This window comes from Segatella copri (assembly GCF_009494395.1).
Lineage (GTDB): Bacteria > Bacteroidota > Bacteroidia > Bacteroidales > Bacteroidaceae > Prevotella.
The window spans coordinates 34,632-60,961 of the sequence record NZ_VZCB01000083.1; the positions used below are offsets into that span (position 1 = coordinate 34,632).

At 46.7% G+C, this 26,330-nt stretch carries 23 protein-coding genes and 1 tRNA gene; 15 read left to right on the forward strand and 9 right to left on the reverse strand.

What is annotated here, in order from left to right; translation table 11 throughout:
• Positions 1-173 precede the first annotated feature (173 nt).
• A complete protein-coding gene (locus F7D73_RS11765; protein WP_367383718.1) occupies positions 174-599 on the forward strand; it encodes a Fur family transcriptional regulator in 426 nt (141 codons plus the stop codon).
• A 105-nt stretch (positions 600-704) separates the two neighbouring features.
• Here F7D73_RS11765 and F7D73_RS11770 read toward each other — a convergent pair.
• Positions 705-777 (reverse strand) — tRNA-Lys (locus tag F7D73_RS11770).
• A gap of 206 nt (positions 778-983) precedes the next feature.
• On the opposite strand from F7D73_RS11770, the gene F7D73_RS11775 reads away from it, so the two are divergent.
• Together F7D73_RS11775 and F7D73_RS11780 are read left to right on the forward strand one after the other, a co-directional pair.
• Positions 984-1,352, forward strand: coding sequence for a DMT family protein (locus F7D73_RS11775; RefSeq protein WP_153124934.1), 369 nt, complete (start codon positions 984-986; stop codon positions 1,350-1,352).
• Positions 1,353-1,386: 34 nt separating this feature from the next.
• Complete coding sequence (locus tag F7D73_RS11780) at positions 1,387-2,670, forward strand: O-acetylhomoserine aminocarboxypropyltransferase/cysteine synthase family protein (RefSeq protein ID WP_153124936.1); 1,284 nt, start codon at positions 1,387-1,389, stop codon at positions 2,668-2,670.
• Positions 2,671-2,866: 196 nt separating this feature from the next.
• Here F7D73_RS11780 and F7D73_RS11785 read toward each other — a convergent pair whose 3' ends face one another.
• On the reverse strand, positions 2,867-3,670 hold the full coding sequence (locus F7D73_RS11785; protein WP_153124938.1) for an MBL fold metallo-hydrolase: 804 nt from the start codon (positions 3,668-3,670) through the stop codon (positions 2,867-2,869).
• A 112-nt stretch (positions 3,671-3,782) separates the two neighbouring features.
• On the opposite strand from F7D73_RS11785, the gene F7D73_RS11790 reads away from it, so the two are divergent.
• Positions 3,783-4,262: a hypothetical protein gene (locus tag F7D73_RS11790; RefSeq protein WP_153124940.1), complete on the forward strand. Its 480-nt coding sequence runs from the start codon at positions 3,783-3,785 to the stop codon at positions 4,260-4,262.
• On the opposite strand, the gene F7D73_RS11795 is transcribed toward F7D73_RS11790, so the two are convergent.
• Entirely contained in the window at positions 4,216-6,408 is a 2,193-nt protein-coding gene (locus F7D73_RS11795) for a BamA/TamA family outer membrane protein (protein ID WP_367383719.1), read from the reverse strand. The genes F7D73_RS11790 and F7D73_RS11795 overlap by 47 nt on opposite strands.
• 153 nt (positions 6,409-6,561) lie before the next feature.
• Here F7D73_RS11795 and F7D73_RS11800 point away from each other — a divergent pair, with 153 nt between their 5' ends.
• From F7D73_RS11800 to hisB, 3 genes are read left to right on the forward strand one after another with little or no spacing between them, the layout of a single operon-like run.
• Entirely contained in the window at positions 6,562-7,311 is a 750-nt protein-coding gene (locus F7D73_RS11800; protein WP_153124942.1) for an RNA methyltransferase, read from the forward strand.
• Between the two features lie 46 nt (positions 7,312-7,357).
• Positions 7,358-8,035, forward strand: coding sequence for a hypothetical protein (locus F7D73_RS11805; protein WP_153124944.1), 678 nt, complete (start codon positions 7,358-7,360; stop codon positions 8,033-8,035).
• 28 nt (positions 8,036-8,063) lie between these two features.
• Positions 8,064-9,140 carry a bifunctional histidinol-phosphatase/imidazoleglycerol-phosphate dehydratase HisB gene (gene hisB, locus F7D73_RS11810; RefSeq protein WP_006849292.1) on the forward strand — a complete coding sequence of 359 codons (1,077 nt, stop codon included), beginning with the start codon at positions 8,064-8,066 and terminating at the stop codon, positions 9,138-9,140.
• Between the two features lie 115 nt (positions 9,141-9,255).
• Here the strand turns inward: hisB and F7D73_RS11815 are convergent, their stop codons facing one another.
• On the reverse strand, positions 9,256-10,317 hold the full coding sequence (locus F7D73_RS11815; protein WP_153124947.1) for a porin: 1,062 nt from the start codon (positions 10,315-10,317) through the stop codon (positions 9,256-9,258).
• Between the two features lie 371 nt (positions 10,318-10,688).
• Here F7D73_RS11815 and F7D73_RS11820 point away from each other — a divergent pair, with 371 nt between their 5' ends.
• The 6 genes from F7D73_RS11820 (at position 10,689) to F7D73_RS11845 (ending at position 16,429) form a co-directional block, all read left to right on the forward strand.
• Entirely contained in the window at positions 10,689-11,414 is a 726-nt protein-coding gene (locus F7D73_RS11820) for a leucine-rich repeat domain-containing protein (protein ID WP_153124949.1), read from the forward strand.
• A 24-nt stretch (positions 11,415-11,438) separates the two neighbouring features.
• The gene (locus tag F7D73_RS11825) at positions 11,439-13,463 is read left to right on the forward strand and encodes an RNA degradosome polyphosphate kinase (RefSeq protein ID WP_153124950.1); all 2,025 of its coding nucleotides are present in this window, start codon (positions 11,439-11,441) and stop codon (positions 13,461-13,463) included.
• Positions 13,464-13,528: 65 nt separating this feature from the next.
• Positions 13,529-14,434: a Ppx/GppA phosphatase family protein gene (locus F7D73_RS11830; protein ID WP_153124952.1), complete on the forward strand. Its 906-nt coding sequence runs from the start codon at positions 13,529-13,531 to the stop codon at positions 14,432-14,434.
• Positions 14,435-14,573: 139 nt separating this feature from the next.
• Entirely contained in the window at positions 14,574-15,080 is a 507-nt protein-coding gene (locus F7D73_RS11835) for an RNA polymerase sigma factor (RefSeq protein WP_181993595.1), read from the forward strand.
• 18 nt (positions 15,081-15,098) lie between these two features.
• Complete coding sequence (locus F7D73_RS11840) at positions 15,099-15,989, forward strand: hypothetical protein (protein ID WP_153124954.1); 891 nt, start codon at positions 15,099-15,101, stop codon at positions 15,987-15,989.
• 17 nt (positions 15,990-16,006) lie between these two features.
• Positions 16,007-16,429 (forward strand): hypothetical protein, encoded by a 423-nt coding sequence (locus tag F7D73_RS11845; RefSeq protein WP_153124957.1) that lies wholly within the window; start codon positions 16,007-16,009, stop codon positions 16,427-16,429.
• Here the strand turns inward: F7D73_RS11845 and F7D73_RS11850 are convergent.
• On the reverse strand, positions 16,413-17,099 hold the full coding sequence (locus tag F7D73_RS11850; RefSeq protein WP_153124958.1) for a response regulator transcription factor: 687 nt from the start codon (positions 17,097-17,099) through the stop codon (positions 16,413-16,415). The genes F7D73_RS11845 and F7D73_RS11850 overlap by 17 nt on opposite strands.
• A gap of 34 nt (positions 17,100-17,133) precedes the next feature.
• Entirely contained in the window at positions 17,134-18,552 is a 1,419-nt protein-coding gene (locus tag F7D73_RS11855) for a sensor histidine kinase (protein ID WP_153124960.1), read from the reverse strand.
• A 162-nt stretch (positions 18,553-18,714) separates the two neighbouring features.
• On the opposite strand from F7D73_RS11855, the gene F7D73_RS11860 reads away from it, so the two are divergent.
• Positions 18,715-20,931, forward strand: coding sequence for an outer membrane beta-barrel protein (locus F7D73_RS11860; RefSeq protein ID WP_194256909.1), 2,217 nt, complete (start codon positions 18,715-18,717; stop codon positions 20,929-20,931).
• Positions 20,932-20,982: 51 nt separating this feature from the next.
• On the opposite strand, the gene F7D73_RS11865 is transcribed toward F7D73_RS11860, so the two are convergent.
• The gene (locus F7D73_RS11865) at positions 20,983-21,381 is read right to left on the reverse strand and encodes an FKBP-type peptidyl-prolyl cis-trans isomerase (protein ID WP_118312361.1); all 399 of its coding nucleotides are present in this window, start codon (positions 21,379-21,381) and stop codon (positions 20,983-20,985) included.
• A gap of 143 nt (positions 21,382-21,524) precedes the next feature.
• Here F7D73_RS11865 and F7D73_RS11870 point away from each other — a divergent pair, with 143 nt between their 5' ends.
• Complete coding sequence (locus tag F7D73_RS11870) at positions 21,525-22,772, forward strand: NAD(P)/FAD-dependent oxidoreductase (RefSeq protein WP_153124964.1); 1,248 nt, start codon at positions 21,525-21,527, stop codon at positions 22,770-22,772.
• 1 nt (position 22,773) lies between these two features.
• Here the strand turns inward: F7D73_RS11870 and F7D73_RS11875 are convergent, their stop codons facing one another.
• Together F7D73_RS11875 and F7D73_RS11880 are read right to left on the reverse strand one after the other, a co-directional pair.
• Positions 22,774-23,793 (reverse strand): alpha/beta hydrolase, encoded by a 1,020-nt coding sequence (locus F7D73_RS11875; protein WP_228117732.1) that lies wholly within the window; start codon positions 23,791-23,793, stop codon positions 22,774-22,776.
• A 38-nt stretch (positions 23,794-23,831) separates the two neighbouring features.
• Complete coding sequence (locus tag F7D73_RS11880; RefSeq protein ID WP_153124966.1) at positions 23,832-25,877, reverse strand: hypothetical protein; 2,046 nt, start codon at positions 25,875-25,877, stop codon at positions 23,832-23,834.
• Positions 25,878-26,330 lie beyond the last annotated feature (453 nt).

Below are 26,330 nucleotides of genomic sequence, written 5' to 3' on the forward strand. Positions count from 1 at the left end.
TTATAAATTCTTATTCTGCGTTCTGAAGTGCAAAGGTACTTCAAAAAATAGAGAATAGAGAACATAAAGAAGAAAAAAGCAAATATTTATAATAAAAAAGCGCAAATATCTTATTATATTTCGTATCTTTGCACCTAGATAGATAGAATAATAACAAATACATATATAATAAGGTGGAAACAGAAGATATTATCCAAAAATTGGAGGCAAAGGGTATCAAACCGACAGCCAACCGTATACTCGTGATGAAAGCTTTGAAGAGCGACTCTCATCCCCAGAGCCTCAGCATGCTGGAACGAAAGATGGTGACGATGGACAAATCGAGCATCTTCCGTGTGCTTACGCTTTTTCTGGAGCATGACGTGGTTCATGCTTTTGAGGACGGACGAGGTATCCTGAATTATGAGATATGCGAAGAGGAAGGTGCATGTGATCATCACGATGGTCATATTCATTTTTATTGCGAATCCTGCCAGCGTTCTTTCTGTATGGAAGACATCCATATTCCGACTTTCCAACTGCCCGAAGGTTTCTTCCCCCACTCCATCTCTTTCGTCATCAAGGGGGAATGCCCTGAGTGTAGGAAGAAGCATCGCTGAAAGCAATGCTTATTCAAAACAAGAAGCAATGCTTATTCAAAACAATAAGCATCGCTGAAAATAAAAAAACTCCGAAGAACAAAAGTTCCTCGGAGTTTTCTCTTGTACACCCTTAGGGATTCGAACCCTAGACCCACTGATTAAGAGTCAGTTGCTCTACCAACTGAGCTAAGGGTGCATCCATTTCGTAAAAGCGAGTGCAAAGGTACTACTATTTTTTGAAACCACCAAATTTTTTCTCAATTATTTTCACTTTTTATGCAAAAAAATAGTATAAAACGCTCAAAATAGACTTTTTTTCATCTAAAACACGATGTTTTCGGACAAATCCTTCGTATTTTCGATGTTTTGTAGTACCTTTGCACACATTAAACAATTATTGTTATGAATGGTATATATACTATATTATTATTGGTACTGAGCAATATTTTCATGACTTTGGCTTGGTACGGGCATCTCAAACTTCAGCAGACAGGGGTGAGCAGCAACTGGCCTCTGATAGGAGTCATCGCCTTCAGTTGGGCCATAGCCTTCTTTGAATATTGCTGTCAGGTACCAGCCAACCGCATCGGATTCATAGACAATGGCGGTCCTTTCAATCTGGTACAGCTGAAAGTGATACAAGAATGCGTATCGCTTATCGTCTTTGCCATCATTGCCAACATCCTCTTCCAGGGACAGGGATTGCATTGGAATCACCTGGCAGCATTCGTCTGCCTGATAGCGGCAGTATATTTCGTATTTATGAAATAAACATATAATAACAACATAAAAAACATAACCGACAATGGAAAAGAAATTACGTGTTGCTTCCCTCTGCGTGCAGGGAGGCTATGAACCAAAGAACGGAGAGCCGATCGAAGTGCCTATCATTCAGAGTACTACATTTAAATATGACAACTCTGAGGAGATGGCGATGCTCTTCGATTTGAAGAAAGAGGGATATTTCTATACCCGACTCCAGAACCCTACCAACGATGCCGTGGCTAAGAAAATCGCTCAGCTCGAAGGTGGCGTGGGCGCAGTGTTGACTTCCAGCGGTCAGGCTGCCAACTTCTACGCTGTGTTCAACATCTGCGAGGCAGGCGACCACATCGTCACCTCTAACGAGATTTACGGTGGCACCTTCAATCTCTTCGGTGTAACCTTGAAGAAACTCGGTATCGAGTGCACCTTCGTAAATCCTAACGACAGCGAGGAGGAAATCCAGAAGGCTTTCCGTCCAAATACCAAGGTAGTTTTTGGTGAAACCATCAGTAATCCTGGCTGTGCCGTACTCGATATTGAGAAGTTTGCACGAATTGCTCATAAGAACGGTGTACCTCTCATCGTAGACAACACCTTTGCCACACCTATCAACTGTCGTCCATTTGAATGGGGAGCCGACATCGTTACTCACTCTACCACTAAATATATGGATGGTACAGCCTCTCAGGTAGGTGGCGTTGTTGTGGATAGCGGCAACTTCGACTGGATGGCGAATGCCGATAAGTTCCCTGGTCTCTGCACACCGGATGAGAGCTACCACGGATTGACCTACGTAAAGGCTTTCGGCAAGATGGGATATACTACCAAACTGGTGGCTCAGTTGATGCGCGACCTGGGTTCTATCCCAGCACCAATGAATTCGTTCATCCTGAACTTAGGTCTTCAGAGTCTGCATCTCCGTATGCGTCAGCATTGCGAGAATGCCCAGAAGGTAGCAGAATTCCTGCAGAACGATGAGCGTGTGGCTTGGGTTCACTATAGTGGACTGAAGGGTGATAAATATTATGATCTTGCCCAGAAGTACATGCCAAACGGCACCTGCGGTGTTATCGCATTCGGACTAAAGGGTGACCGCGAAACAGCAATCAAGTTCATGGATTCGCTCGATATGATTAATATCGTGACTCATGTGGCTGATGCCCGTACTTGCGTGCTCCATCCAGCCAGCCATACCCACCGTCAGCTTTCAGACGAGCAGTTGAAAGAGGCAGGTATTGCCCCAGATTTGATTCGTTTGTCAGTAGGTATCGAGGATGTTGAAGATATTCTGGATGATATCAAGCAGGCACTGGATAAGATCTAGAAAAAATAAAAAAATCGCCCTGTAAGCGCAAAAGCATTCAAAATTAAAGCTTTTGCCCTTACAGGGCGTCTTTGCAAATGGTCATAAGCCCCCAGGGTGTTACCCTGGGCTACAAGCTTCTGCCCTTTCAGGGCGTGACGGGAATAGAACCTCCGTTCCTTTCTCTTAAGCCGATGAACATTGGCTTAGGGGGTATTTATACCAATTTATAAATTTCACTAGGCGTCTTCCGCTTCAGCACTTCGAGTTCGAAGTCCTTTCCGGCTACGATGCCTTTGCTTCTCAGAATCTGCTCCACGGTCTTTCTCGCCAGTTCGGGATGATTGTTCTCCTCGCTGAGATGGCAGAGCCAGACATGGCGAAGGATTGGTGTGGCATAATCGGCCAATGCATTGGCACAGTCATCATTGCTGAGATGACCGTTAGGTCCCAGAATGCGATCCTTCAGATACTGAGGATAAGGTCCCTGCTGAAGCATCTCCACGCTATGGTTTGCCTCTATCACCAGATAGTTGGAACGACTGATAAAATCGTGCATCTCCTCGGTGATATGCCCCACATCAGTAATGAGACAGAAGGTTACGCCTCCACACTCTACAAAATAGCCCACATTATCAGTACTGTCATGAGGCACCCCAAAAGGAGTCACCTTAAATTCCCCCACATAGAAAGGTACATTTTTCTCGATGACATGCACATGATTGGGCGCAATTTTCTTTCGGACGCAATAATTGCGCTCGATACCTACATGAACTTTACGGGTTGTATATACTGGTAGTTTATAATCAGTACTCAAGCTGCCCACCGACTTTACATGGTCGGCGTGGTCATGAGTGATGAGGATATGATGTACATCCTCGAAGCGTAATCCATAGTTATGGAAGTGCTTCTTCAGTGTTCTGATTCCTACTCCTACGTCTATCAATATCGAATCCGTATCAGTGTAAAGATAGTAGCTATTGCCACTACTTCCACTGCCAAAGGATATAAATCTTAGCATTTTAATTGTTATTTTACTGCAAAGTTAGCAAAAAAGATTCTTATTACAAAGTTTTTTACTATCTTTGTGCACAAAATAAGCAAATAAATAGATATTTTAAGAAATAGGAATCATGATAAAAAAACATATAATTGCCATAGGAATGGCTGTAGTAGCCATAACTACAAGCCTTTACACCCTTACTGGATGTCAGGCACACGAAGGTAGCGAAGAACAGTTGGAAAACAACCTGGATTCATTTGCCACCTATTATTATAACTGGCAATTTCCAAAGGCTGTCAAATTCTGTACTGCCAGTTCAGAACCATGGCTGAAGTATGCTGCCAGCAATGTACACGAGGCAGATGTAGAACTTTTAAGGAACAAGGAAACGGATGCTACGGTAGAAATCAACGACATCGATTTCGGTGATGACGAAGTAAGCGCCATCGCAGACATCACCGTGCGGAACTTCCTGCAGATGGATAGCATTGGCGAGGAAGCCCACCTCGTAGAAGAGGCCGACTTCCTGTTGCCAATGTGTATGGAAGAAGGGGTATGGAAGGTTAGAATGGCAAGCCTACCGCAAAGTGGAAAGAAAAATCACGACTAAGCTTTGGGTGAATAATCGCCCAATGCTCATCTCCACTCTCATAGGCAGGATTAATAGCCTTCATACCCATATCCAGACGTAGGATGAAATAATCGAAATTCAATCGGAGTCCCAAACCATACGCTGCAGCTATCTGCTTATAGAACTCATTTATCTTGAACTGTCCTCCTGGCTGTTCTGCATAATTGCGGAGCGTCCAGATATTACCGGCATCCAGGAACAGCGCTCCTTCAAACTTCCAGAAAAGAGCGGTGCGATACTCGGCATTCAAATCCAGCTTAAAATCTCCCGTCTGGTTGATGAAGTCGATTCTGCCATCATTTCCCTTATATTTACCAGGACCCAATTCTCTGACTCCCCATCCTCTCACCGAGTTGGCACCACCGGAAAAGTATCGCTTCTCAAAAGGCAGCACGGTGCTGTTGCCATACGGATACGCCACACCAAGACCGGCATGCAGCGCCAGGGCATTACGCTTATCCAACTGCAGGAGATGGGTATAATCGAAATCAAACTTGGCATACTGAGCGTATGCGATGTTCAGGAACGTATGCTGTCCCTGCGAATTGGTTCTGAATCCCAGAGTCTTAGAGAAACCATCAAGCAGATTACCTGCCGACTCCACATTCAATCGGAAAGCATCCACACCATTGCTATAGGTCAGTCCAAATCCCATCTTCATGATAAAGATATCTTCGTAATTATAGCGCAAGATGGCATTTCTGTTATCGACATTGTCGAGATAATCCTTCTTGAAAGTCTCCGAAATCCAAGGCATATACACATAGTTGAGATCGAGCAGGTCGAAACGCCAAGCCAGATGATGACGTGGTTCAGCCCAGCGATAACGCCATGCCGTTGAGAAGACGCGGCGATGGAATTCCGGACGGTTCTGTAAATCCCAACTTACCGACAACTCGCTGTTTGCCGTCTGTCTGCGGCGGAAATTCTTGGAAAGGAAAGGTGCCACGAATCGTGGAAACACCAGCTTTCCCTCTACCGAATACTCGGTATAGTTCTGGTCCTGGTATCCCTCCAGACCGGTTATAGCCTCGTAGGCTCCACGGAGTTCGATGCTTAACTGTTCACTGCCACGGAATAGATTTCTGTTGGTATAAGTGAGCGATGCAGCTGCACCAAAATCGCCTGCCGTATTGGTTCCTTCAGGCTGGAAAGAAATAGTAGAAGGCTTATTAGTGCTAACCTGAATATTACAATCCAGCAGACGGTTGGAATCATCATCACCAGTATTCTGACTTTCTCCTACATAAGCAATTCTGTTACTATCCGGAACTTCAGCAAATCGGATATTGGTATACTTCACCGCTTGCAAACGGGCAAAATTATTATAGGTGCGCTGCAAAGCAGAGGCACTATAAGGTCTGCCCTCCTTCAAGGCTGTAGCATTGAGCAATACCTGACGGCGAAGGTGAATACGGTCGCTATCATTGCTGAGATAGTTGATATTGCGAATCTGATAACGGGGATGATCGGTTTCGGGTGCATTGCTGCTAGCCTTATACTTCGTAAGATGCAAGGTTAAAGCAATATCATTCTGTCCAGCTATCGTATCGGCACTAAAATAGATAAAGTCTTTGTTAAACCTAAAATAACCGTCATCCATCAGCAGGTTGGCAATGCGTTTGCGCTCATTATCAAGCGCCTCTACCGAGAATCGCATCCCTGGCTTGAGGTTCTGGTTGTCGGGGTCATCGAGATGCAGAATGTTCTGTATGTTCTCATCCTCAACATCATACTCCACCTTACCCATCACATACGGAATGCCGGGATGCAAAATATACTTTGCATCCAGTTTCTTGCCTTCAGTGGTGGTATTGAGCGAAACGCCAGCATGCATGAATCCCTGGTTCTGCATCGCCTTGACAAGGTCCTGACAAGTAAGCCGAGCCTGCAAGGTATCGTAGATGACCGGCTTCCTGCTGAAAGGGTTCTTAAAGAGCGAAAAGAGTTTCGGCTTCTCTTTCTGGCGCACATACTGCTTGAGCGCCCCAGCATCATAATCATCTGAGTCGCTCTCCATCTCTACCTTATTTAATATATACTCTCCCTCTGGCACGTATTTGCTGGAAGAACAAGCCCCCAGGAGCAACGGCAAAGAAAGGATGAAAATCGTTTGTTTCTTCACTAATCTTATTCGTTATTTGCCTAATAAGACAATGTAAATATCCATTTTAGACTGCAAAGATAATGCAAATCACAGACAATACAAAATTAAATGCGAAAAGAAATCTTAATTTATTTTGTATTGTCTGCTTTTTGCTGTATCTTTGCACGCATAATGATAAGCAAGAATAAGATAAAATACATTCGTTCACTTGAACTGAAGAAGAATCGTAATAAGGAAGGCAAGTTTGTTGCCGAAGGTCATAAGGTGGTAGACGACTTACTCGTTCTGCAACCTGCCGACCTCATTGTGGCAACAGGTGAATGGCTCAAAGGCAAACATTTCCCTGTTCAAACAGAGGTGATAGAGGTTACTGAAGAGGAGCTGAAGAAAGTAAGTTTCCTGCAGCATCCGCAACAGGTTCTTGCCGTATTCAAACAGGCAACATCAGGAGATTACAGCATCAACACCAATGAACTGAATCTGGCTCTTGATGGCGTACAAGACCCAGGCAACCTGGGTACCATCATCCGCATTGCCGACTGGTTTGGCATCACCCATATCTATTGCAGTCAGGATACTGCCGATGTATACAACCCAAAGGTGGTGCAGGCTACGATGGGCAGCATTGCAAGAGTAAAGGTAGAATATGGCGATTTGCTGGGTCTGGTAGAATCTCTTCCAGATGATGTTCCCGTATACGGAACATTATTGGACGGTGACAACATCTATCAGCAAACGCTCGAAAACCGTGGACTCATCGTGATGGGAAACGAAGGTAAGGGCATTTCGCCTGCTTTGGCAAAAAAGGTGAACCACAAATTGCTTATCCCGAACTTCCCTGAAGGAAGGGCCACTGCTGATAGCCTGAACGTGGCTATCGCAACAGCCATCACTTGTTCAGAATTCAGAAGAAACTTTTAAGGGTAAAAAGTAAAAAGCGATAATTAGAAATTAAAACAAGATAGTTATGGAAGTAAATGAATTATTTAAGCAGCGCAGCATAACTGCTTGTATGAAAGCATCCTACAATACAGTGACGAGCGACATTAAATCGTTTGTCAAGCAAACTTGGGCTACACATGTTCCGTTTGCGGTATTGTTGGCTATCGTACTCTACTTTCTCCTCCCCAACAAGTCGCTTCACGATTGGGGAGTAGTAAATCCGATGGCATCATTCATTCTGCAAACCATCATTTACTTAGCCACCATCGTCATGGCAGTCATTTCGTTCTGGCACCTCATGCCACGAAAGCAACTGTGTGCGAAAGGCGAAAAGCGCAAGATTGGCAAGTCTTTGATACGTATTCTCCGCCATTTCGGAGGTTTCTTCATGACTTGCTTCCTCGGCATCATGATTGTAGGCATTGCCACCTTTATCGCAGCCTTGCCTTCCATCATCCTCATCATCGCCCAGTTCTACTCACAGCTAGGTGCACTTGATGGCGACCCACTGGGAGTACCAGGGTACTTCACCCCACTCCTCTTCCTCGTCTTCACCATCACCAGCCTTCTTATCATCTATGCACTGAGCTGGCTTGGCATATCCTTGGCCTACCTTTATGGTTCGTACAAGGTAACAGATGAAGAAAAGCAGAAACAGAAGGACAGCCAACAGATGACAACCACAGAAATAGAAAAGTATTAATCATATTAGCATAAAACACTAAGAGAAAATGAAACAGACAAGATTACTCTTCATCGACCGCGATGGAACTCTGATTCAGGAACCAGAAGATGAGCAGATTGACAGCTTCGAGAAGCTGGTATTTACCAAGGGCGTGTTCCGCAACCTCGCCTTCATTGCCCAGCACACTGACTACGAGCTGGTGATGGTGAGCAACCAGGATGGCTTGGGCACCGACTCCTTTCCGGAAGATACCTTCTGGCCTGTCCACAACTTCATCATCCAGACCCTGGAGAGCGAAGGCATCCACTTCGCCAAGCAGCACATCGACCGCCACTTCCCGGAGGATAACTCGCCAATGAGAAAGCCAGGCACAGGCATGCTGACCGAATACATCGACAACCCGGCATACGATATGGCAAACAGTTATGTGATTGGCGACCGTGAAACCGATGCCCAGCTTGCTGAAAACCTGGGTTGCAAGAGTCTGATTCTCGGAAAGGACGGTATGGACTGGGACAAGATAGCCGAGATTCTCTTTGCCGGCGACCGCATCGCAGAAGTGAAGCGCACCACCAAGGAAACGGACATCTACATTAAGGTAAATCTCGATGGTTCAGGCAAATGCGACATCTCTACAGGTCTTGGTTTCTTCGACCACATGCTGGAGCAGATAGGCAAGCATGGCATGATGGACCTCACCATCCATACCAAGGGCGACCTCTATGTGGATGAGCATCACACCATCGAAGATACGGGTATTGCCCTGGGCGAATGCCTGCTGCAGGCGTTGGGCGACAAGCGTGGAATAGAAAGATACGGCTACAGTCTGCCGATGGATGATTGTCTCTGTCAGGTGGCATTGGATTTCGGTGGCCGTCCATGGTTGATCTGGGATGCAGAGTTCCACAGAGAGAAGGTGGGCGAAATGCCAACCGAGATGTTCAAGCATTTCTTCAAGAGTCTGAGTGATGCGGCAAAGATGAACCTCAACATCAAGGCTGAGGGCGAGAACGAGCATCACAAGATAGAAGGCATCTTCAAGGCGCTTGCCCGCTCGCTGAAAATGGCGGTAAAGAGAGACATCTACCATTTCGAGCTTCCTAGCTCTAAGGGAATGCTGTAATAGTGATTAATTATTAGTGATTAATTATTAGTGATTATAAAGATGAAAGCCCAGCAGGATTCAACGAACCTTGCTGGGCTTTTTTCTAAACATATAACTTTCTCACAATGGGATTTTAGAATTTTGTCATGAACTCAACAACAATCTTATCCTTTTCTGAAGTCTTGGCTATGCCACCCTTGCGATAGAAATACTTCTCGTAGTTGATACGGATATCCGAGATGAATGGCTTGGCAAGGCTCAGGGTTACACCGCCCGTAACACGATGGCGCTTGTAATCATTGATCTTCAAGGCACCAAGCTCTGTATCAGAACCGCCATATCGGGTACCATCACTGTGGTCGCTCATGAAATCATATCTTGCCAATGGCGAAACCTTTCTGATGAGGCTCTTAGGATTAGCCACCGGAATATCATAGCATACGAAACCATCGAACGCATGCACATCGTGGAAGGCATCCTTGCTGTAGTGCTTGTAAAGATACTCAGCCTCAGCTATGAAACCACCCTTGTGGAAGGTGATACCGCCATCATACATCGTTACCGTAACATCAGATGGCTTAATCTTCTGGGTACTCAACACCAGATTCACATTCGGAAAGAGGAACTGAGCCTTGGCAGAATAGTTAACACCCTTGGTCCAGTAATCCTTCTGGTTGGTCAAGCCAGAACCGTTGAAGATACCGGCATTCACCACGATAGGGAAGCCAACATTCCAGGTGTATCCGATTTCTGCACCCACGTCGCGAACGTTACCTACCTGCTTGGCGATAAACGAACGGTTGGCAAAGTACTGCTGATGAGGAGAACGGTGAGCATCGATGGTGAATGGCACACGCTCCTGACCGATGGTGAACTGCAGGGTCTTCCAAGGCTTGATGCGTGTATAGGCATCCAGCATCTTGATCTTACCCTCGTCGCAGAGATCGATTTCCGCCTTATAGCTTACCTGAGGTGTTACATTGCCAGTCACGTTGATGCGGGCTGTACGCACCTCGAATCGTCCCTCCCCCTCTTCGGTCTGGTACTCATACTTAGAGCGGATGGTTCCACCAATGGTCATGGTCTTGGTGAATTCCCCGATGCCCTTCTCAAAAGAGCTGTTCCCTGAATTCTGGGCATTCATTCCCATCGACACCATCGTGAGTGCCATCAACAAATACGTTTTCTTCTTCATTTCTTACCTTATTATATATACACGTAAATCTGATTTTGCTTATTCCGAATGAAACCCTCCTCATTGACATAGGAAGGCATCTTCTTCATTTCGACTGCAAAGGTAAGGAGAAGATATTTCTACCGTAAAACATAAGTATTACAAAGATGTTACATCACGCATTTGTAACACCCGTAATGTTTCTGTAATATCAGTAATATGGTCGTAACATCATCGTCACAAACACGTAATCGCTTTTTCTTTCACATCTGAAAATATCACCGTATCTTTGCAGCCGAAAAGAAAAAGGTATTTCTTTAAAGTGAACGCCATCTGAAGGGCAAAAGCTTTACAATCAAGTTCAGGTAAACAACATTAAAATATATATTAGGATGAAGGAAAACAAGAAAGCAATCTTGGAGATTCTTAAGAAGAGCTCCAAGAAAGACGGCAAGTTTGAAAACTTAGTGCTCAATCTCGCTTTGCAGAAGATAGACAGCGACAGTTTCGAGTACGATGGCGATGCAGTTTATACCAACGACAAGAAGCGCCTGGTATATTGCATGAGTCAGGAGACAAGCTTCACCATTCCAGAGGGAGTGGAGATTATCGGCGAGATGGCATTCCGTGGCAAGAAGGTCCTCAAGAACGTGATCATCGCCAACAGCGTAAAGGAAATCGAGCACGATGCTTTCTACGATTGTGATGAATTGAATAACGTTTATGTACCTGCGGGCGTAAAGGTCGTAAGAAGCTATGCCTTTGCAGAATGCGACAAGTTGAAGAAGATTACCTTCGCTGGTACCCCAGAAAAGATAGGCCGTCATACCTTTGACGACTGCGATCAGTTGCACGACATCATCGTGCCAGCAGGAAGCAGCAAGTTCTTCCGCAAGGAACTCCACTTTATCGATGGAGACACCGACTATTTGGTTTTGGAGATTCCTGAAAAGAAGGCTGACAAGAAAGCTGAAATGACAGAAAAGAAGGCTGAAAAGAAAGCTGAGATGACTGACAAGAAGGCTGAGAAGAAAGCAGAAATGACAGAAAAGAAGGCTGAGAAGAAGGCTGAAACTTCTGGAAACAAGTCTAAGAAAGAGCCTGCAAAAGTAAAGTAACTCAAAAAATCAACTCGTGCAATCATGACTAAAGAAGATATGATGAAGAAAGCTTATGTAGAACGCGACATCAGTTGGATGTACTTCAACCATCGCATTCTGCAGGAGGCAGAGAAAGAGTATGTGCCACTGTTGGAGCGCCTCTCTTTCCTCGGTATTTACTCCAACAACCTCGACGAGTTCTTCCGTGTCCGTGTGGCATCGCTCAACCGTATGCTCGACCAGAAACTCGACAAGGATACCGAACAGCAGATTAAGAAATCTCTTAAAACGATCAATAAGCTCAATGAATCTTATTCGAAAGAATACACTGAAGCGGTGGATACAGTTTTCCACGAACTTGAAGTACACAAGGTTCGCCTGCTCACCGAAGACCTGCTCAACGACGAGCAGAAGGAGTTCCTCACGCAGTTCTTCTACGACAAGCTCAATGGTTCTGTCAACCCTATCTGGCTCAACGAGATAGACGACCTCTCCACACTGGAGGACAACCGCATCTACCTAGCCGTAGAAAAGGCTGAGGATGACAAGAAGAAGAAATATGCCGTAGTTAAGGTACCGGATAGAGTCTATGGACGCTGGGTGAAGGTACCGGCAAGCGATGGTTTCGACAACATCATGTATCTGGACGATGTAATCAGATACTGTCTGCCACTGGTATTCCTCGGTTTCAAGAAGAGCACCTACCGTGCCTTCAGTTTCAAGTTTACCAAGGATGCCGAGATGGAGATGGACAACGATGCCGACTTCGGAACCATGGAGAAGATTGCCCTGGGTGTAAGCAGCCGCAAAAAGGGTGAAGCCGTGCGCGTAATCTACGACCAGGAGATGCCGAAGGAACTTCAGAAGAAGCTGCGTGAGCGATTGAACACCAAGGAGTTGGATGCTTCTCTGGCTGGCGGAAGATACCAGAACCACAAGGATCTGATGTCGTTCCCTGATTGCGGCCACAAGGAACTGAAGTACGAAAAATGGGCTCCTATCATGAAACCGGAATTCCTCTCAAACGAGAGTATCCTCGACCAGATTCGTGAGAAAGACCGTTTTATCCATGTACCCTACCATAGCTTCAACGGCTACATCCGTGTGCTCCGTGAGGCTGCCACCAAGCCCGAGGTGAAGGCTATCAAGACCACCCTCTATCGCCTGGCCAAGGATTCAAAGGTAGTGAAGGCACTCATCACTGCTGCCCGCAACGGCAAGAAGGTGACTGCCGTGGTAGAGCTTCTGGCACGTTTCGACGAGGAGAGCAACATCAAGTGGAGCAAGCGCATGCAGGAAGAGGGCGTGAACGTAATCTTCGGTGTAGAAGGACTGAAGATTCACTCCAAGCTGCTCTATATCGAGTCAAAGAAGGGCAACATCGCCTGCGTGGGAACCGGAAACTTCCACGAGGGCAATGCCAAGATCTATACCGACTATCTGATGATGACCGCCCGTACTAAGCTGGTAAACGAGGTGGCTAAGGTATTCGATTTCATCGACCGTCCATTCTCACCATTCCGCTTCAACGAGCTCCTCGTATCTCCTAACTCCATGAAGAGCCGCATCCTGCGCATGCTCGACACCGAAATCAAGAATGCCAACGAGGGCAAGGAGGCTTGGGTGAAGATGAAGATCAACCACATCACCGATACCGATATGGTAACCAAGCTCTATCAGGCGTCAAAGGCAGGTGTGAAGATCGACATCGTAATCCGTGGCAACTGTTCGCTGGTGCCAGGCATCGCCAAGCTCAGCGACAACATCCGCTGCGTGGGCATCATCGACCGCTATCTGGAGCACAGCCGCATCCTCATCTTTGCCAACGGAGGCAAGCCAAGATACTTCATTGGTTCAGCCGACTGGATGCCTAGAAACCTCATCAACCGCATCGAGGTACTCACCCCGGTATATGACGAGAATATGCAGGCAGACCTGCTCCGCACCATCTCCTATGGTATGAGAGATACGATGAACGGCCGAGTGGTAGATGGCAAGGGCGGCAAGGAATTTGTGGAAGGCGAGCCATTCCGCAGTCAGGAAGAACTTTATAAAGCATATAAATAATGATTAATAATTAATGATTATTGATTAATGATTATTGATAACACTAAACATAAAACACTATAATAATGATGAATTTAGCATCCATAGATATCGGCTCCAACGGAGCCCGACTCCTCATCAAGCGCTTCGATCCCGAGGCTATCCGTGAGGAAGACCGCATCAAGAAACTCATGTTCATCCGCATCCCACTGCGATTGGGTAAGGATGTTTTCACCCTTGGAAAGGTTTCCAAGGAGCGTGAGAAGATGATGCTCCACATGATGAAGGGCTTCAAGCAATTCATGAAACTCAATGACGTAGAGGCATTTCGCGCCTGTGCCACTTCTGCAATGCGCGATGCCGAGAACGGCAAGAAGGTGCTCAAGAAGATAGAGAAGCAAACCGGCATCAAACTCGAAATCATCAAGGGTCAGGAGGAGGCTCAGCTCCTCTACAATAACCTGGTAGAGAAAACAGACTCCAACGAGGGCAGCTTTGCCTACATCGATGTGGGCGGTGGTTCCACGGAGGTGAGCATCATCCACGATGGTGTGCTCGCCGAGAGCTATTCCTACAACATGGGTACGCTGAGAATGCTGAGCGGCAAGGTGACTTCCGATACCGAAAAGCTCTTCAAGGAGAACCTTACGAGATATGCCGAGCAATACGGCGACATCAGGATCATCGGTTCGGGTGGCAACATCAACAAGTTGAACAAACTGGCACGCCACAGCAAGCAGGACGCCAAGAACCTGACGCTTGCCGAGCTGAAGCGTCTCTACTCGATGATGCAGCCCCTGAGCATCGAGGAGCGCGAGATTTCCTTCTCTCTGAAGGAAGACCGTGCCGATGTAATCATTCCTGCCGCAGAAATCTTCCTCAAGGCATGCGAATACCTGAAGTGTGAAAGCATCATGGTGCCCAACATCTCGCTCGCCGACTCCATCGTGGATGGACTCTACGAGAAGATGATGGCAAAAACAGAGGAATAAACCACTTCATCCACAAATAAAATAAAAGATATGTCAATATCTCAAGTTTTTATGCTATCTTTGCACAGAAATGTGCGAAGGTAGCATTTTTTTGTTTACCTTCCGCCTCTTCTTGCGTCATACACATAAAAAGAAACAAATGGAAGAAACAGAATTTGAACATATCGCCCAGGAAATGCGCCCTAGGTTGACGGCACATTGTCAACGCTATCTCTCGGCAGGAACCCTTGCCGAAGAAGCTGATGACATCGTGCAGGAAACCCTGGTGAAGCTCTGGAAGATGCGCGAAAGGCTCTCTGAATACCAGAGCATCGAGGCGCTCGGAATGACGATAGCCAGGAATCTCTGTATCGACCATCTGAGACGCAACAAAGCCCAAACGGCATCGCTGGAACAGATGAAGCATCCTGCAGAAATCTGTACGGCAACCGAACGTACCGACCAGACCATCATCGGCGAGGATACGCAAAGGCGACTCAACAGGGCGATGGACAGGCTTCCGGATACGCAGAGAAGAATGCTGCTATTGAGAAGCGAGGGAAAGAGCCTCGATGAGATTGCCGAAATCTGCGGAGCCAACAAGACGAGCACCAAGACGATGATTTCTGCAGCAAGAAGATCATTGTTGAAAATGATGAAGTCATAAACTCTAAAAAGGAAAGAAATGAAGAAACTAGAAGATATAACCTATCGCCACGAGCTGATAGAGCGCTACCTCGATGCTGATACCAGCGTGGAGGAAGAACAGGCATTGGCTGATTTCTATCGCCATTGCGAGGATAAGGATTTAACGGATGAGGATCTCGACATCAGAAACCTGATGCTGGGAATGGAGAACTATACTCCGAATATTCATCAGGTGGAAGAAGCTGATGGACAGCCGCAAATGAAAGAGATGTCCCTTGCTGCTTCTAAGAAGCACGAAACAAGATGGGTACGCCTCTCTGCGATACTTCTCGCTACGGCGATGCTGGCAGGCCTCATCTTCCTGCTCTTCCCTATCAAGGATTATTTCTCATCCTCTTCTGAACAACAACCTGGTCTTGCCAACCTGGTTCCTACAGAGCAGGTGGTTCGCTCGCAGCCATCTTCCGAGGATGAAGACGGGAACCTGAACGCATACGAAAAGATGGAACGTGCCGACTCCCTCTTCCTGGCAGCAACCCGGGATATCGTGACTCCGCAGGAAATGAAGTCAAGCAAGATGGCCCTTGACAAAAGAAAGAATATTGCAGAAAGAAGCGAGAAACATGCAGGGAAGACTATAGGAAATACAGAAGAGACCTCTTCTGGCAATACGGAGAAGACTTCAGAAAATACGGGGAAGACTTCTTCTGAAACAGAAAGAAGCATTCATGAAGATTTTAATCAGATTTATGAAATAGCCTCTGCCGCGCTGCCTTCTGCCGAGCAGCTGACCATCAACCGCCAAGGCGATAACATCGTTATCTCAACCCTGGACAACGAAGGCAACATGCAGCATTACACCATCAACATGGCAGAAACGCAAGATGGTAGTTATCAACTACTTCCATTGGCACAGTTAAACGAATGATAAAACATTTCACGCTTATGAAAAAGTATATTTTCACCATTGCATTTGCCCTGCTGGGCATAACCAGCAGTATGGCATCGAAGGCAGATACCCTGCGTATCTACAGCATTGACGGTGAGCGCATCCCAAACTTTACCGGCAAGGAGCTTATCGGTAAAACCATCAAGAATTACCGGGTAAACACCACCGTCTTGCCGGCACCCAAAAGCGATGTGATAGAAATTCATATCATCACCACTACCACACCTCCTGCCCCCAAGCCAGACCCTCACTATCTGATCAAGGGCAGAGAACAGGAGCTGACTAAAGAGGAATTCAACAAGATTTCTCCCAGCAAGATCAAAGCCATCGAGATTTTGAAAGAGGGCACCAAAGCCATTCAGGATAGAGGTCTGAAAGAGGATGGCAGAAGCTACATCATCGTTACTCTGAAGAAATAACAGACAAAACATATCCCTTTTTCTTCAGCGACTCAATCTTAACGGTCACATCATGCTGAAGAGCATGGCGAAGATACGTCATCTGCACATTCACAGCCAGGGAGTTGGCATAGCTCACGGTACCCCACACCGCCTCCTGTATCATCTCCTTGCTTACCACATTGCCGATATTCATCGCCAGCAGACGGAGGATGTCGGCTTGTCGGCTGGTGATGAGCACACGAGAGGAACGGGTACGAAGCTCATTGTTGTTATAGCAGAAGGTGGTTTCTCCGAAATGATACACCTCCTCTTCTATCGTCTCACTCTCATTCATGGAGAACCGCTCCTCTATTCTTGCCAGCAACTCTTCCGGATAGAAGGGTTTGGCAAGATAATCGTTTGCCTTCAGGGAGAAACCTTTCAGTCGATCGTTCTTCTCCGTACGGTCGGTGAGAAAGAAGATAAGCACCTTCGGGTCGATGGTTCTGATGCGTTCTGCCACCTCATAGCCATCCATCTCCGGCATATTGATGTCGAGCAATACCAGGTCGGGCTTCACTTCCGGGAACTGCTCCCATGCCTTCTTGCCATTGCCGGCATAAGTCACATCGTAGCCATGCTGCTGCAGGAAACTCTTCAGCAACATGGAATATTTCAAGTCATCGTCTGCAAATAATATCTTGATCATTTTTTCTATTGTTTATAGCGTTAAACCGGATGCATCAGGAGTGCTGCGGGATGATGATCGAAATCCTGGTTCCCTTGCCCACTTCGCTCTGCATCATTTTTCTACCCCCATGGGCCTTCACAATCATATCAACAAAACTCAAACCCAAGCCGATGCCCGGCTGCATCATATCCGGGTAAGCATTGCTGCGATAGAACTTCGTCCAGACTCTCTGCTGCTCGTCGGGCGAAATTCCGATACCATTATCTGATACAGAAATCATGACTTCCTCCTTCTCGGTATCTCGGCAGGCAACATGGATATTGACAATGTCGCCAGAATACTTCACCGAGTTCTCCATCAGATTGCTGACCACATTCAGAAGCTGGTCTCTATCTCCCATCATCCTATCGGAAGTGCGCTGGTAATCGAGCGAAACATTCACCTCCTTCTGCTTATTCTTTCGATAAACTGCCACCAGATTCAGCAAAGCGGCATAGATATCGAAAGAAGTTATCTGGAGCGGGATTTGTTCCTCTGCCCTGATTACTTCACGGAGTTTGGCGAGATAGGCGGTCAGGTTATCGCTCTCCTCTCTTACGGTCTCCATAATAAGGGCATTCTCATCCTTCTCATCTGTCTTTTGAGCAGAGAATACGGATACACACATCTTCAGCGTCTGCACGGGGCGCTTCAACTCGTGAATCATCGTATGCACGAAGTCGCTTCGCATCTTATCCACCTTCTTCTGCAGGAGCATCACCTTGATGAGATAAGCTATACTCAGGAGAAGCATGATGGTAACCAGCAGACTTCCTATCATCTGCCACATCATTCCCTTCAGGATGGGCAGCATCGGCACCTGCATCCTCATCTGCATCGACTGATACTGGATAGGATTGAAAGGCACTTCCACCAGCATTTCGTGATGAAACAAGGTAGGAGGCTCTACGATTCTTGTCTGCCACAGACGATGCTTGCCCGTCTTCATCTCTGCCCCGATGAAATCATTGCCCAGTTTCCTACTGATGAAACGATCAAAATGCGCCTTGTCAAAGCGGGTAAGCTGGTAAGTGATGTAAGTATTCAGGCAATCAAAAGAATTATTGGAATCCGTCTCACGCAAATCGAAAGTATCTCTCTTCTCCATCACATTGCCGAATCCCGGCTTGCTATACACCACTCCACCAATGATTGTATCCGTATCCAGCGGAGAGCAAACCGTAGTACAGGGACCCTTGAAGTCTGAAAAATATGCCGAGACGACATAACCGATATGTGATTTTTCTTTTACCGCCGCTCCGATATTTGTCAGATAGGCAATAATCGCCTGTTCCGCCTTTTCGGCGTTTTTCTTCCCCATCTCTCCCATCGAATAGGTCACGCTATTATAGAGCCAATAGGTCTGCAAGCCTATCAGCAGGAAAGAGGAAAGGATGGCGAGCAGCCAGACTTGTTTGATTCTTCTATTCATATCATTTTTTCTTTTTTCAGTGCAAAGGTACAAAGATTTCACTATATATAAAAAGGTGGAGTCCTATTATTTTGCCAGCGTAATGTTTCAGTAATGATTATTTGCGATTTTGAGCCCGAAAAGCTGTTCCTTTGCAAACGAAAACAAAAAACAAGGAAGAATATGAAGAAAGAAACAGTTTTATGGACGATGCTAGCCACCGCCACCTGTGCAACTGCACAAAATGGGAAATTCCCGACATCTGGAGTTTCCGCAGACTCGGTACAGACGGAAAAAGATTCGATCAAAGCTAACCAAGAAGCTGAGATTAAAGCTGATAAGGAGGCCGAGATTCAAGCCGTAACCGTAACAGGTCATCGCCCGATGTACAAGATGAGAAACGATGCCCTGGTTACCCGTATCCGCAACACTCCCTTGGCAAAGGAGCCAACGCTGGAAGATGTATTGAAGCACATCCCCGGCATGAAACAAACCGCCGATGGAACTCTGGAAGTAAACGGACTGGGAGCACCCATCATCTATCTCAACGACAAGAAGGCGACTTCTGCCGAACTCTCTCATCTCGATGTGAAGCTGATAGATGAAATAGAACTCATTACCACTCCTGGTGCAAAATATGATGCAACGACGGGAGCCGTACTGAGAATCCTGACGAGAAGAACAGACGAGGGTATATTCGGCAAGATGCAGGTGTATGATGAATTGAGCGAGGTGAACACCAACCACGAGGAATTGACTCTGGGTTGGGTAACGAAGAAAATTTCGCTCACAGGATTTTACGGTTACACAGACAACCGTTACAATGTGCATCAGCCACAGGAAGCGCTCGTAAGAGCTAATGATGGCGAATATCTCTTCGGAGCCGACCGCCATGGCAAGAACAAGGCAAATTATAACGCTACGGAACTCAACTTCGACTGGTTAATCAGCAAGCAGCACGAAGTGGGAATACAATGGGAAGGGCTTTGGCTGAATGGCGGCAGAAGCGAGAAACAGCAGCAGTACTATCGCTATCCTAACCCAGCAGGAGAAGATACAAATAGCGAGATGAAGCTTTCTGATGCGGATGGCGAAATGAAGTATTTTGATGCGGAGAGCCAGCAATGGGGACACCAGCGCAGCCACCACTTCAACCTCTTCCATCTGGCTAAATGGTCGAAACATCTCTCATCACAGATTTATCTGGACTATGCCAGGAACAAGGATTCTGACAGCCAGCCTATCACGGAGAAAGAAGGTAGCGAGATGCAGGAAACCCTCAACCGCTCTAATTCCAACTACGATATCTATAGTGGAAGAATCGAAGTCAAACAACTCTTCTCTGATAAACATTCCATCAACTATGGTGGCGAATGGAGCCTGATGGAAGGCAAGGGTAGAACCGAAAGTTCTGCCGATATGCTTGGAACTACGGAATACAAAAACCACGATACCAAGACGGCTGCTTACCTGCAATATCAGGGTGAAGCTGGCAGATGGAGCTGGTGGGCAGGCATCCGATACGAGCATCTCACCTCCCGATACACCAATCTGTCGGAGGAATCTCCCGACAATATGGAGCGCCATTACGACCAGTGGTTTCCATCGTTCGGTATCACTCTCAACGAACCATCGTGGCATCACTCGCTCAGCTTCCGAACTACCACCGCCCGACCTTCTTTCAGTCAGCTCAGTGGGAACATCTACTATATCTCGCGCTTTCAGTATCAGATCAGTAATCCGAAGCTGCAGCCTGTCAACACCTATCGTCTGACCTACTCCGTGCAGTGGAAAGATTTCATGGGAATGCTGAGATACACCCGTACCGAACACTCCATCATGTACATTCATGAAGTGCCGGAGGACAAGCCCGTAAGATACGTGAGTACATTCATGAACTTCAACAAGATGCAGAAATACATGGCATATCTCAACTGGGGACACGTCTTCGGCTGCTGGCGTCCGAATATCAATGCAAGCATCACTTACCAGCGCTTCTCCGCAAACGATCAAGGAGAGCTAATCTGTTACAACGGAATAACTTGGGATGCATCGTTTGACAATTACTTCACGCTACCAAACGACTATCAGCTGTCGCTCTCCTACAGTTTTGACAACGGAGGACAAGTGGGCAAAACGAAGTTCAGCCCCACTCAGAACTGGAGTCTTGGTGCCAACAAATCGTGGATGGACGGCAGATTACAGGTTGCCTTCAGTGCCAACGACCTCTTCCATCAGCAGCTCTTCAAGGAGCGAACCCACGAGCATGCCGTTGACTTCTCCCAGACTGAGGATTACAAGCTATGGAGCTACAAGTTGACCGTAACCTGGAAATTCAACAAGCGCAAGGGAAGATACAACGGCATGAACAGTGCGGAAGATGAATTGAACCGACTTTAGCCGGACAAGACTCTCTTATCGTAATGATCTTTATAATTTCAAGTATCCGGGTTATCCCACTCCCAGCAGTTCTACTTCGAATATCAGGGTAGAACCGCCTGGGATGCCCGGCTGCGAGAACTTGCCGTAGCCCATCTCGGCAGGGATGTAAAGTTCCCACTGGTCGCCCACGTGCATCTGCTGCATGGCAACAATCCAGCCATCAATCAGGTCGCTCAATCGCATAGCGAACGGCGTACCGCCACGGCTGGAATCAAACTTCTTGCCATTGATGGTCCAACCGGTGTAATGAGCCGTCACGATACTGCGTCGGCTAGGCTGTGCTCCCTTCGGGTCGCCCTGCTTCAACACCTTATAATATATACCACGAGGCAGCGCCAAAACGCCCTCCTCCTTTGCCTTTTCCTCCAGCCAACGCTTGTTGGCCTCAACATATTCTCTTTTTGCCATAAATCTATTTGATACTTGATATACTATGATTTTTGCGCAAAGTTACAAAAATCTATCGTATCTGCAAAAGAAAAAGGGGAACTTTTCTTCTTTTATCAAAGAAAAGCAGTACCTTTGCACCCTAATCATCCAAAAAATACGATATGCCACAATCACTACATATTGCAATTATTGGTGGGGGTGCCGCAGGATTCTTTGCGGCGATAGAGGCCAAGCGCAACTTCCCTCACGCCGACATCACGATTTTCGAGAAGAATTCGAAGGTTCTCGCCAAGGTGGAAATCACGGGAGGAGGAAGATGTAACCTTACCAATTCCTTTGACGAAATTTCCGACCTGAAACAGGCGTACCCTCGCGGACATAAACTGATGAAGCGACTCTTCAAAAGATTCGACTACCAGCATGCCTTCGACTGGTTTGAGGAGAACGGCGTGCCACTGGTTACGCAGGAAGACCAGTGCGTGTTTCCGCAATCGCAGGATTCGCACAGCATCATCGACTGTCTGGTGAATACCGCCAAGCGACTGGGCGTGAAGATACAATGCAACCACCAGCTCACCGCCATCACCGAACTGGAGGATGAGCGCCTGCTCCTGGATTTCAAGACCTCTCATCCCGTTTCCGAAATCAGGCAGATTGCCTTCCACCGGGTAGCCATCACCACGGGCGGTCATCCCAAGCAGGAGGGTTTCAAGCATCTCTCAGACCTGGGACATGCGATAGAGCTGCCTATCCCATCGCTCTTCACCTTCAACATCGCCGACAAGGCTTTCAAGAACCTGATGGGCACGGTGGTGGAGCCGGTATATACCAGCATTCCGGGCACCAAGCTGAAGGCAGAGGGTCCGCTCCTCATCACCCATTGGGGCATGAGCGGTCCTGCCGTGCTGAAGCTCTCATCCCATGCAGCCCGCTATCTGCACAAGAACAACTATCAGATTAAGATTTCCGTGAACTGGGTACACGAGAGCAACCGCTCGCTGGTGGAAGAGAACATCCAGGGCATCATCATCGCCAACCCGCAGAAGCAGCTGGCAAGCATCCGCCCCTACAATCTGCCATCCCGCCTCTGGCTCTTCCTGATTCAGAAGATGGGATATGCACCCGAGAAGAAATGGAGCGAAATGGGAAAGAAGGGCTGCAACCTGCTGATAGAAACCCTCACCAACGACCTCTATCAGGTGAACGGCAAGGGAGCCTTCAAGGAGGAGTTTGTTACCTGCGGCGGCATCAGCCTCAACAACATCGACCTGCATACCCTGGAGAGCAAGCTGTGCCCTCACCTCTTCTTTGCCGGAGAAGTGCTCGACATCGATGCCATCACCGGCGGCTTCAATCTGCAGGCTGCCTGGACCACAGGATATGTGGTAGGCCAGCATATTAGAGAATAGCCTATTCTTCTTTAGAAACAAAATCTTTCACGATGCGGGTGTATTCCTCGTGATGGTCGCGATATGCCATAGCATGAACGGAACCTTTGGCGATGAAAATAGCTTTTCTGCCCTTCGTCTTTGCCTCATAAAGCGGATGAAGCATGGCGTAGGGCACGAAGGCATCCTTATCGCCATGGATAAAGAGCATCGGTTTGGTGCTCTTGCGAACCTGCTCTATCTGCTGCGCCTCGGCAAACGACCAGCCGTAGCGATGCTGGCAAAGAGCAGAAGTGGTATTCATCAGCGGAAAGGCAGGCAAGCCAAACTGGTCTTTGAGCTGAGCGGAAAACTCATCCCACACGCTGGTATAGCCGCAGTCCTCCACAAAGCACTTCACGTAATCGGGAGTCTTCTCTCCCGATACTGCCATCGTGGTTGCCGCACCCATCGAAATACCGTGAATCACCTGACGGGTATTCTTCGCTCTTCGGTCTTCCCCCTTCACTCTCTGTCCTTCACTCTTCACTTTAAAAATCTCATTGGCGATTTCCGACCATCTGATCACATCCCATCTATCCTTCCATCCCATCTGGATATGGTCGCCCTCGCTCTCTCCATGTCCATACAGATCTGGCAGGAGCACATTATACCCCATATCGTGATTATAGAGATAGGCGATGTGCAACATTCCCTCGGAGCGCACCTGATAGCCATGCACCACCACGGCAGTCTTTTCCGTAGTCTTCGGTGCATAGAGATAGATGGCATGGGCCTTGTAGCCCGATGGCATCGTGACAAAGGTATCCTTCACGCAATGGTGCTGATACACAGAGTCCATCCAGCCAATCATCCATGGGCACTCGTTCTTCATTCTGTTCTTCCAATGCTCAGCCGTCATTCTCTCCTCCTTCGGATAGTTGAGCGAATAATTGAGCATATAGTTGCTGGCACCATACAGTCCCAGCACCACAAGCACCACCAAGCCCAGAGCCGAAGCGATGCCTATCTTTCTCATCCTTTTCTGTTTTATCTTCTTCATTTCTTATTGCTATTACATATATCTAGATTTATTCAACTCTATTCCACTCTTAACAAAGAGCTGTTTATATTCTTATTAACATCCTTCTCTACTTTTTGGGTCTTCCTGCCAAAGTCGAAGGAGTAAGCAACCTTGATGCTGGCATATTGCGAAGCCGTCTGGTCTTTGATGCTCTTACTGTAACTGTAGATAGGCAAATCCAACCAATACCGCTTCTCCTGCTTTTTGAAAGGCGATACTGCCTGAAGTTCTACATAGAGGTTGCCCCTGCTGTAAGAACACGACATTCCATAGTCGATAGGAGTCTTGTTTATCACCAAAGCAGCTTCATCTAAAGACTTCTTGCCAAAATGCAGGTAAGGCTTCAAGGCAAAATCACCCATGAACATATTCAACCCAAGATTACCCGTCAAATTGTTGTTATGCTTCGACCAGGTAGTCTTCACCTCCGCATGGTTATATCTGATATCTCCCGACAGATTGGCAAACTTACACAGTTTGTACTGCAAAGCGAGGATAGCAGAATAATATTGAGCATTTCCACCATTCGAGTAAGTCTTCACTATTTTCCTGTTTGCCTCATCCAGGTAATAATCATCAGTTACAGGATGATGATTGTAACGGAATTGTCCGATGGCAGAAATACTCAACCTGTTGAAACGCCCCATATAATATAAATAGGTGTTGATGTCATGCGATTTCTTCAGTTCGGGCATTCCCTTTTCCATCATGTGGGAATTGACCTGAATCATAGCCCGGTTGATGACATCCATACCATGATTGGAGTTCACAAAGTTGAATGACCACAAGAGCATTCCCTTATTCAGTTGGTATTGCACATTCGTATTGATGCGAGGAGACAGCTGGCTAAAACTGTTGTCTCCGTGCAGATGATATTGAAGCCAATCCAATCCGATGCGGGTTTTCAGGCTCAAGCGCCTGCTAGCCTGGAAATTATAGGAGAAGAAAGCCAACGACTCCCCTTTCCACAGATGCTGCCAAAGTTCGCAATTGCCGGAATAATCGGCATTCCAGACATCGTGGTAATGAAACAGTTCCACAGAAAAAGAATGCTTTTGAGAGAAATAATTATAGATGGCAGACAGCTGGAACGACAGCGCTTTCTCGTCTTCATCGGTCATTGTCTCGAAAGGCTGTTCCTGATAAAGACGATGATAGGAGTTGGCAGAATACTTGCCATGTACTCCCAAAGTAAGCGTCTGATTCTTGCTTAAAGGCAAGTTGGCGTTCAGGTCAATCTTAGGAGACAGACTCTTCTTCCGGATATTTGAGAAGATGTCCGTCTCTGTGCTTTCCCTCGCAAAACCAGAAGATGCATTTCTTGGAGTAGAGAGATTGACGAGCGTAAACTTGCCCACCCAATATCTCTTTCCCTTCTGGTTCTGATAGCGGAACTGCATATATTCCTGGTGGTTCCGGTAAGAATTCTTACTATAGCTCTCCCTATCAAATAGGGATTGCGGAAACTGATAGTTCTCATTGTTCCAGGTCTCAGTACCATCCACATGACTATAGTTTGCACCAGCAAATACAGTATAGGAATTGTTACCTTTTACATAATTGGTGGCAACATTATAGTCGCCATGGTCATATCCTATCGTCTGCAGTCCGTCAGCCTGCACATATCCTCCATATCGGTATTGTTTGGTGATGAAGTTGACGACAAGCTTATCCTTGGCGTATTTTCCCGATGGAGCATCATGATATTCTATCTTCTCGATGTCACGAGGACGGAGCATCTGTATTTCCCTGATGTCGCATTCCTGCCCATTCAGATACAAGGTGGCTTGCAGTCCCATCACATCCACCTGATTCGACTTCGCGTCGATGATGAGTCCTGGGATATTCAGGTTTTCCAACACCCCGAATCCATTGACCGCATGTTTTCGTTGCTGGCTGTTGGGATAGATGACGAGATGATCACCCACACGACTGATATTGGAGGCTGATACCACCACATCATCCAAAGCTTTAGTAGAGACAACAGAGTCCTTCCCAGTGTTCTGAGCGAACACGGGCACAGCAGCCATCAGCAGTCCAAAAGAGCAAAAAACCGTCTTCATTCTTACAATATGTTTTTATTTCATCATTATCTAGTACAAAAGTACACATTATTGTCCAAAGCCATTACATCTCTTCCGTTAAATTTGTATAACTGCATCAAATTAGCAATTCTATCCAGTTCTTCATCCCTCCTAGCCTGAATGTATTCCCGTTTTTTGTCATACATCATCTCTTAAAAACACTAACTCGCTCTAAATTGGGCTTTGATTGAAAATCAAGAAGTTGGGCGTTTGCCTATATTATATAGGTAACAATATGGAAACGAGCGGACTTCTGCTCGTTTCTGTATTTTGCAATATGCAAAGAACGCCTCAATTCGGGGACAAAGATACGACAATTTTCTAAATATCCCATAACTAGCAAGGAGAAATTTACGGAATTTAGAACTTTTTGAGTTAAATCTGATGCTTACCAACACAATATGCATCCAAAAACAAACAGCAGGTATTCGG